The organism is Prevotella sp. P3-122, from assembly GCF_002251365.1.
Taxonomy (GTDB): Bacteria; Bacteroidota; Bacteroidia; order Bacteroidales; family Bacteroidaceae; genus Prevotella.
The window spans coordinates 117,696-126,127 of the sequence record NZ_NPJH01000049.1; the positions used below are offsets into that span (position 1 = coordinate 117,696).

Consider the following 8,432-nt stretch of genomic DNA (forward strand, 5'->3'; position numbering starts at 1 on the left):
TATCTTTGTCGCAAAATCTATGAAATAGCTTATCATGGTACTTAACAAGGACAAGAATCTCAAGATATATTATTCCATAAAGGAAGTGGCCCAGATGCTTGGCGTTGCCGAGAGCACGCTGCGTTTCTGGGAGTCGGAGTTTCCGCAGATTAAGCCGAAGACTGCCCGCGGAACAGGCATCAGACAATATACCGAGAAAGATATAGAGCAGCTGAAGGTGATATACAATCTGGTCAAGGTCAGGGGCTTCAAGATTGCTGCTGCAAGAAAGATGCTCAACGTCAACAAGGAGGGAGCCGACCGAAGTGCCGACATCCTCAACACTCTAATTTCTGTCAGAGACCAGCTGAAAGACCTGAAAAAGCATATTGACACCCTTACCTGAGGCATCCACTTCGACATCTTGACACCTTGATATCTCTAAGTTTCGATTTCTCTTTTTTATCTTGTGCTTCTGTTCCTCCTTCAAAATCCTCTTTGTTTATTCAACTCAGAGGCTTCCTTCTTTGTAAGTTGTCGGCTCCATCCGACCCTTTGCTCAGTCTTCGCTCCATCGCCGCTGTTGCCATATTCCGCATAGCGTGCCGTTTTCTCGTTGGCTGGATTGCGCCAGTTTTCCCATCCCTCGGGACGTATGTGGCTTCCCAAGTGGCAATTCATGAAAACCGTGTGGGCATAGGGACGCCATGGACGGCCAAGGTACACCTTCGTGATGCCTTCGGCTGCTGTTAGCCTGCAGTTGCTGAATACGTAGCCTATTTGTTGGTCGGAAGGCGTTGAGGCTGCCGTGATATAGCTGTCAGCCTTGGAGCAGATGGTGCAGTCTTCAAACCATGCCGTGGAGGGACCAAAGATAAAATCGGTTGTTCCCTCGATGTAGCAGCCGCTGAACAGCAGGCGCGTGCCAGCCTTGCCTGTGAAGACGGTATCCTGATTGCCCAGGAAGCGGCAGTTGACGAAAGTCAGCCGGTCGCCAGTGGTATGCAGGGCAACGGCCTGTCCAAGGCGTGCGGCGTTGTTCTCGATGGTGATGTTCTTCAGCGTTATGCCGTTGCCATCAATCTTCAGGGTGTATGTCCTGAAGGTTCCCATGGGTTTCCCTGTCTCGGGCATGAGGATATTGGCGTGGTCGTCGTATGTGATGACCGTCTGGTCGCGGTCCTCGCCACATATCTCTATATTGTCGAGCCACGAGGGAATGATAAGCTTCTCCTTGTAGATGCCCTTCTTGACAAATATCACCTTGTGGTATTCCATGAAGGCACGGCACACCTCGATAGCTTCGGCGACATTGCGGAACTCTGCCGTGCCGTCGCGGGCCACGAATATTGTGTCGGGATTATCGTACTTGCTGGCCGCCTGTGCTGCTGATGACGACAGCAGCAGGAGCAGAGCTGTTAGAAGAAGTATGTTGCGCATGGTTCTGTTGTTGATTAGTATTATTAGATTTGTATAACCTCCTGCATGTCCTCTATCTGCTTTAGCGCATCTACTATTTCCTGCACCTCGGCACGGTCGTGGACTCGTATTTCTATCTTTCCGTCGTATATGCCGTCGTCAGCGCTGATGGTCACACGATGGATATTGACATCAAGCTTCTCTGTGATGACATCGGATATATCGTGGAGCATGCCCTTGCGGTCGATTCCCCTTATCTGGATGGTGGCATCAAAGAAGAGCACTTTGTGCATGTCCCATTTTGCGTCGAGAATACGGTTGCCAAAGCTCGACTTGAGCCTGTTGGCTACGGGGCATGCCCTTTGGTGAAGCTCTATCTGGTTCTTGTTGTCGATATATCCCAGGATGTCGTCGCCAGGAATGGCGTGGCAGCATGTGGGGATGATGTACATGCCTATTGACTTCTCAGAGATTATGCATGGCTTCTTCTTGTTGAAGTCCTTGCCTACTACGAGTTTCTTGGTCTGTGGATTCTCCTCCTTCTTTTTGCCTTTCCCGAGGAACGGCACGAACTTGCGCCATCCGGACGTTTCCGCGCCCGACTTCTGGCTCTTGCCATGCAGTTCGTTTAGGTCTTTCTCGCCCAACAATATGGTACGCTCGCCAAGAGCCAGGAAGAAGTCCTCGGCCTTCTGTATCTCGTGGAACTCGCACAATTTCTCGACAACCGATGTTGTCAGTTCGGTCTCGTTCTTCTCAAGCCATTGCTTCAGGGTGTCCTCGCCTTTCTTCTGTAACTCGCGGTTGTCACGTCTCAGTATGGCCTGGATCTTCGCCTTGGCCTTTGCCGTAGAGGCGAATGTGATCCATGACGGCTGCACATGTTGCGACTTCGAAGTAAGTACCTCCACCTGGTCACCGCTCTTGAGCTTGTGGCTCAGGGGTACGAGCTTATGGTTGACTTTCGCACCAATGCAATGACTGCCAAGGAACGTGTGTATCTGGAAAGCGAAGTCCAGGACCGTACAGTTGGCAGGCATGGTCTTCACCTCGCCCTTTGGTGTGAAGACGAAAATCTCGCTTGCGAAGAGATTAAGCTTGATGGCATCGAGAAAGTCCATCGCATCGGGCTGTGGGTCATCAAGAATTTCCTTGATAGTGCGGAGCCAGTCGTTCAACTCTCCCTCGTCCTCATGAGGCTGGTCGCCCTCCTTGTATTTCCAGTGGGCGGCGAAACCCTGTTCGGCAATCTCGTTCATGCGGTCGCTTCTGATTTGCACCTCTATCCATCGTCCCTGCTTCGACATGAGCGTCACGTGCAGGGCCTGATAGCCGTTGGCTTTCGGATGGTTTAGCCAGTCGCGCAGGCGGTCGGGGTGGCTCTTGTAGATTTTGCTCAGGGCGACATAGATATTGAAGCACTCGTAAATCTCGTTTGCCCGCACCTGTGGAGTGAAGATTATGCGCACGGCAAGAATGTCATATATCTCGTCGAAGGTGACATGCTTGTTCTGCATCTTGTTCCAGATGGAATAGGGGCTCTTTACCCTGGCCTTAATCTCGTATTGTATGCCCATGGAGTCAAGTGACTCGCGTATGGGAGCCGTAAAGTCAGCAAAGAGCTTGTTTCGTTCCTCCTCAGAAAGAGACAGTTTCTTTCGTATGTCCTCGTATTTGTCGGGGTGCTCGTATCTGAAGCTCAGATCCTCAAGCTCTGTCTTTATCTTGTTCAGACCAAGACGGTTGGCCAGCGGAGCGTATATGTACAACGTCTCTCCTGCAATCTTGTATTGCTTGTTTGGAGCCTGCGACTGCAGGGTACGCATGTTGTGCAGGCGGTCGCAGATTTTTATCAGGATGACCCTTATATCGTCGCTCATGGTGAGCAGCAGCTTCTTGAAATTCTCTGCCTGAGCTGATGCCTTGTCGCCAAAAATGCCTCCACTGATTTTTGTCAGTCCGTCGACAATCATGGCTATCTTTGAACCGAATATGTTCTCTATGTCCTCTACGGTATAGTCTGTGTCCTCGACCACATCGTGCAGCAGGGCGGCACTAATGCTCGTGGAACCCAACCCCATCTCCTCGCAGGCTATACGTGCCACTGCTATCGGGTGCATGATGTACGGTTCTCCCGACAGTCGTCTTACGCCCTTGTGTGCCTGCCTCGCGAAGTTGAAAGCCTTGGTGATGATGTCCACCTTCTTGCGGTGTGGTGAGTCGATATATATCTGAAGGAGTTGCTCGAAGGCTCCAGTTATAAGCTTGTCGTCAGCAATCTCACGCTCCTTGTTAGTCAGCTCTTGGTTTTCCATGTCTTTTTCCTCCGTTGTTTGTCAGTATATATATAATAAGGTATAGGCCTGCAGTCGTCTGTCCAGTTTGTCTTTTTCCTATCTTACCCTCAGTTTCTTTCCAGCCCTGATGCTTGTTCCGCTTATTTTGTTAAGTTTCTTAAGCTTTGCCACGGTCGTATGGTTGCGTGCGGCTATCTCGCTTAGGGTGTCGCCCTGCCTGATGGTAATGCTCTTACCTTTGGTCTTGCTCTGTCTCTTGCGGCTCTTCGACGAGCTTTTCTTGCTTCCTGACGAGGCAGGCTCGATGGTATTTACAGCCACCTCGCTACGCTTGCTGGTCACGTTTTCGGGTACGTATGCATAGATGGAGTCCTGATTGTCGATGAAGGTGGTAACCATTGTTTCAGGAAGCCTTATCGACGACAGCTTATTGGCTCCATTTACTATGTTGTGTCTGTATTGCGGATTTAGGGTTGCCAGTTGGTCTTGTGGAATGTCGAGGAAGTGGGTAATCTGCTCGAACCGCACGTCGCGGTCTACCATTATTGTGTCAGTCTTTACTGGCAACTTGGTCTCCATCGGGCAGATGTTATGGTCGCAATAGTAGCTCATAACGTAGTTAGCGGCTATGAATGCCGGAACATACCCTCGGGTTTCTTTTGGCAGATATGGGTATATGTGCCAATAGTCCTTCACGCCTTTCGCCCTGTGTATGGCCTTTGTTATGTTGTCTGGTCCGGCGTTGTAGGCTGCGATGACGAGGTTCCAGTCACCGAATATCCTGTACAGGTCGCTAAGATAGTGGGCGGCGGCATAAGATGCTTTCACGGGGTCGCAACGCTCGTCGATGAGCGAGTTTACCTCAAGTCCGTATTGCTTGCCAGTGGCGAGCATGAACTGCCAGAGCCCCGTGGCTCCAACCCTCGAAACGGCCTTTGGGTTAAGGGCGGACTCTATGACGGGCAGGTATTTCAGTTCCAGAGGAAGGCCGTAAGTCTCAAGAGCCTGCTCGAAGATGGGCATGTAGAAGTTCTGTGCGCCAAGCATGTAGCTTACAGAGCGGCGTAGGCGGCCTGTGTATCTGTCTATGAACATCTGTACAACGTCATTGTAGGGCATTTCTATGACTGTCGGCAGTCTGTTTAGACGTTCCTTGTAGGTCTCCTTGTCATAGACAGGATTAACGTCCGACATGTTGCAGTCGTCGGCAGGCCTAAGGTATGTCTTTGCGTTGTAGAGGTTGAGCAGGCTGTCCAGCTCATATGTCATGGCCTCTGGGAGGTCTATCTCCTCCTCATTGCCATTATTGTCAGTCACTATGATTTCCGTCTCGTCGTTCTGGGCAGAAGCATGGCCTGATATGAGTAATGCCATGACCGCTGTTGCAAATATTGTTCTCTTCATCATTCCTTTGTTTGGTACGTGTTGGTTTTTGGGTGCGTTTGTTTTTGTTGTTTCCGGTGCCGTCTCTTAGAAGTTCAGGCTGCAGCTGACTCCCACAGATGTATGCCGGCTTCCCGTAAGATCTGTCTTCTGGCTCGATATTGTCGGAGCCACGCTGAGGCTCAGGTCTGGACTTATGTCGAACTCAGACAGCGAGGCGTCGACATATGCGTCGATTACTGACAGGGCATACACTCCCAACATGCAGAAGAAACTCATGTCGCGCCAACGGCGGTAGCGGTCCTTGCGCTTACGGAATATCTCCTGCCAACGCTGGGTGTTCTCGGGGGTTATCTGGTTGCCCAGATGCAGAAACTGGTTGTAGCTCTGCGTCTGAGGGTCATCGTCCATTATGTCCAAATAGGCTTGCGAGTAGTCGCGGTACATCATGTTGTTCCATCGCATGGCGTAGGCGCAACCGACAAAACCTCCATAGATGATGGGCAATTTCCAGTATTTGCGGTTGTATATCTGTCCTGCGCCTGGGATGACGAGGGCAAGCCACATGGCCTTCTTGGCGTTAGGTTTCCATGTTGCCCAGTCACGCTTGGCTCTCTTTTTAGGAACCAGCGAGTCGGGCAGCAGCTCTATCGGTACTTCGACCTCCTCGCTCATCATGGCGAGCGAGTCTGCTGTCCATGCGGAATCTGTATATGCTATATTCTTTTCCGTCTGAGGTTTTACGGGAACCACGGTTGCCGAGCTGTCCTCCTGAGCGTATGCGGGGTAAGAGAGACAGGCAAGAATGGCTGCTGCCGGGATGCTCTTGCGGAAAAAATCTGAAAGCCTGTTGACCACTATGCGATTATCCTTTCATTTTGTCGAACATGTTCATGATACGCTCCAGCTCCGTCTCGTCAGCAAATGGTATGCTGATTTTTCCCTTGCCGCGGGCGTTGCATGTCAGCTGTACCTTGGCGTTGAAGAATGTCGAAAGCTGGTTCTTCAGGGTGGTCATGGCAGCCGAGTGCGAGTTGGCGGCATCTACATTCTTCTTGCTGCTCTCTATGTCCTCGCCGTTCTTTATTCTGTTCACCAGAGCCTCTACTTTCCTCACAGAGTAGTTGTTCTTCTGTATCTCCTTGTAGAGCTTTATCTGCATCGACGGGCTGTCGAGCGACAGTAGGGCGCGGGCGTGTCCCATGTCTATCTCGTGCTTCTGCAAAGCCATCTGTATCTGTGCGGGCAGCTTCAGCAGGCGAAGGTAGTTGGTGATGGCAGTGCGGCTCTTGCCTACCCGCTCGGAGACCTTCTCCTGAGTCATGCCGGTATTCTCAATCAGATGCTCGTATGCAAGGGCAATCTCTATGGCATTCAGGTCCTCGCGCTGGATGTTCTCCACGAGGGCCATCTCCATGACGTTCTCGTCGTTGATGGTACGGATGTATGCAGGGATAGCTTTCAGACCAGCCATCTGCGATGCGCGCCAGCGGCGTTCGCCAGCGATAATCTGGAAACGGTTGTCGGCAACCTGCCTGAGCGTTATGGGCTGGATGATGCCTATCTCCCTGATGCTTATGGCAAGCTCATGCAGCGACTCCTCGTCGAATTCCCGTCGTGGCTGGTTGGGGTTTGCCTCTATCTGGTCAATGGCTATCTCGTTGATTGTCGAGCTGCCCTGGGTGCGCACGTTCTCGGTAGAGATGAGGGCATCGAGTCCCCGGCCGAGTGCGTTGTATTTCTTGTGTACTGCCATTTATTTGTTCTTGTTAATGATTTCTTTTGCAAGCATCAGGTGGTTCTTGCTGCCTGTGGAGTCTGCGTCGTATAGGATTACGGGTAAGCCGTGGCTCGGACACTCGCTGAGCTTCACGTTGCGCTGGATGACGGTCTTGAAGACCAGCTCCTGGAAATGTCGCTTCACCTCGTCGTAGATAAGGTTTGCCAGACGAAGGCGGCTGTCGTACATCGTCAGCAGGAAGCCCTCTATCTCGAGCCGTGGGTTCAGCTTGCTCTTGATAATCTTGATGGTGTTCAGAAGTTTGCTGATACCCTCAAGGGCGAAGTACTCGCATTGCACGGGTATTATCACGGAGTCGGCAGCCGTAAGGGCATTGACGGTGATAAGGCCCAGCGAGGGCGAGCAGTCGATGAGGATGTAGTCGTAGTCGTTGCGTATTGGTTCGAGCACTTGCTTTATCACCTTCTCCCTGTTGTCCAGGTTCAGCATCTCTATCTCTGCGCCAACAAGGTCGATGTGGCTCGGAATGATGTCCAGGCCGTTGATGTCGGTGGTATAGATGGCGTCCCTCACGTCGGCATGGTCTATGATGCACTCGTAAAGCGAGCAGTCTACTTCTGCCAGGTCGACACCCAGTCCGGAGGAGGCGTTGGCCTGTGGGTCCGCGTCGACAACGAGAACAGACTTCTCAAGGGTTGCGAGCGATGCTGCAAGGTTTATCGACGTTGTCGTCTTGCCGACACCGCCTTTCTGGTTTGCCAATGCAATTATCTTTGCCATTTTTATTCTATGTTAATGCATAAATTATTTTGCAAAGTTACATATTTTATGTGAGATAGACGTAATTTAAACCTTTTTTCGTACTTTTGCAGGAAAAATTTAAAATATATGATGAGCAATACAGACATACCATTAATATTGATTTCGAACGATGACGGCTACATGGCGCCGGGCATCAACGCTCTGGTTGACATGCTTGCCCCGACAGGGGTGCGGCTGCTTGTATGCGCACCCGACGGCCCGCGTAGCGGGTATTCATGCGCCTTCTCCTCAGAGCTGCCTCTGAGGCTCAAGCCCATAAGCAGGCAAGACAACGTGGAGATATGGGCGTGCAACGGCACCCCCGTCGACTGTGTCAAGCTGGCCATCGACAGAATACTCGGCGGAAAGATGCCCGACATGGTCATAGGAGGCATAAACCACGGCGACAATTCCACCGTAAACAACCATTATAGCGGAACCATGGGCATTGCCAAGGAGGGATGTATGAAGTATATACCCTCTGTGGCCTTCTCAAGCTGCTACTACAATCATGACGCTGACCTCTCCCCGCTTGCACCATACGTCAGGGCGATTGTGGCCAAGGTGCTCGACGGAGGATTGCCACGTGGAGTTTGTCTGAACGTAAACTTCCCGGCAAGGCAGGAGTTCGAGGGAGTAAAGGTCTGCCGCATGACTTTCGGACGATGGGTCAACGAGGTGGTCGCCGACCATCACCCGAGGGGGTACGACTACTATTGGATGGTTGGAAACTACCTCAACGACGAACCCTTGGCCGAGGACACCGACCAGTGGGCACTCAACAACGGATATGTGGCTATTTTTTTTTTTTT

8 protein-coding genes are annotated in these 8,432 nt (G+C 51.5%); 2 read left to right on the top strand and 6 right to left on the bottom strand.

The genetic code is table 11. The features are described 5' to 3' along the window. The first annotated feature begins 34 nt into the window (after positions 1-34). Positions 35-385: a MerR family transcriptional regulator gene (locus CIL02_RS09335; protein WP_094401047.1), complete on the top strand. Its 351-nt coding sequence runs from the start codon at positions 35-37 to the stop codon at positions 383-385. 80 nt (positions 386-465) lie between these two features. Here the strand turns inward: CIL02_RS09335 and CIL02_RS09340 are convergent, their stop codons facing one another. The 6 genes from CIL02_RS09340 to CIL02_RS09365 form a co-directional block, all read right to left on the bottom strand. Beyond that, positions 466-1,419 (bottom strand): pectinesterase family protein, encoded by a 954-nt coding sequence (locus tag CIL02_RS09340; protein ID WP_094401045.1) that lies wholly within the window; start codon positions 1,417-1,419, stop codon positions 466-468. A 23-nt stretch (positions 1,420-1,442) separates the two neighbouring features. Further along, positions 1,443-3,713: a bifunctional (p)ppGpp synthetase/guanosine-3',5'-bis(diphosphate) 3'-pyrophosphohydrolase gene (locus CIL02_RS09345; RefSeq protein WP_094401043.1), complete on the bottom strand. Its 2,271-nt coding sequence runs from the start codon at positions 3,711-3,713 to the stop codon at positions 1,443-1,445. A 78-nt stretch (positions 3,714-3,791) separates the two neighbouring features. After that, positions 3,792-5,099: a lytic transglycosylase domain-containing protein gene (locus CIL02_RS09350; protein ID WP_094401139.1), complete on the bottom strand. Its 1,308-nt coding sequence runs from the start codon at positions 5,097-5,099 to the stop codon at positions 3,792-3,794. Positions 5,100-5,165: 66 nt separating this feature from the next. Then, a complete protein-coding gene (locus CIL02_RS09355) occupies positions 5,166-5,936 on the bottom strand; it encodes a DUF5683 domain-containing protein (protein ID WP_094401041.1) in 771 nt (256 codons plus the stop codon). A gap of 7 nt (positions 5,937-5,943) precedes the next feature. Continuing rightward, entirely contained in the window at positions 5,944-6,834 is an 891-nt protein-coding gene (locus CIL02_RS09360) for a ParB/RepB/Spo0J family partition protein (protein WP_094401039.1), read from the bottom strand. Then, positions 6,835-7,599: a ParA family protein gene (locus CIL02_RS09365; RefSeq protein ID WP_094401037.1), complete on the bottom strand. Its 765-nt coding sequence runs from the start codon at positions 7,597-7,599 to the stop codon at positions 6,835-6,837. Positions 7,600-7,710: 111 nt separating this feature from the next. Here CIL02_RS09365 and surE point away from each other — a divergent pair. Then, the coding region (gene surE / locus CIL02_RS09370) for a 5'/3'-nucleotidase SurE (RefSeq protein WP_094401137.1) at positions 7,711-8,432 on the top strand (722 nt) is incomplete at its 3' end.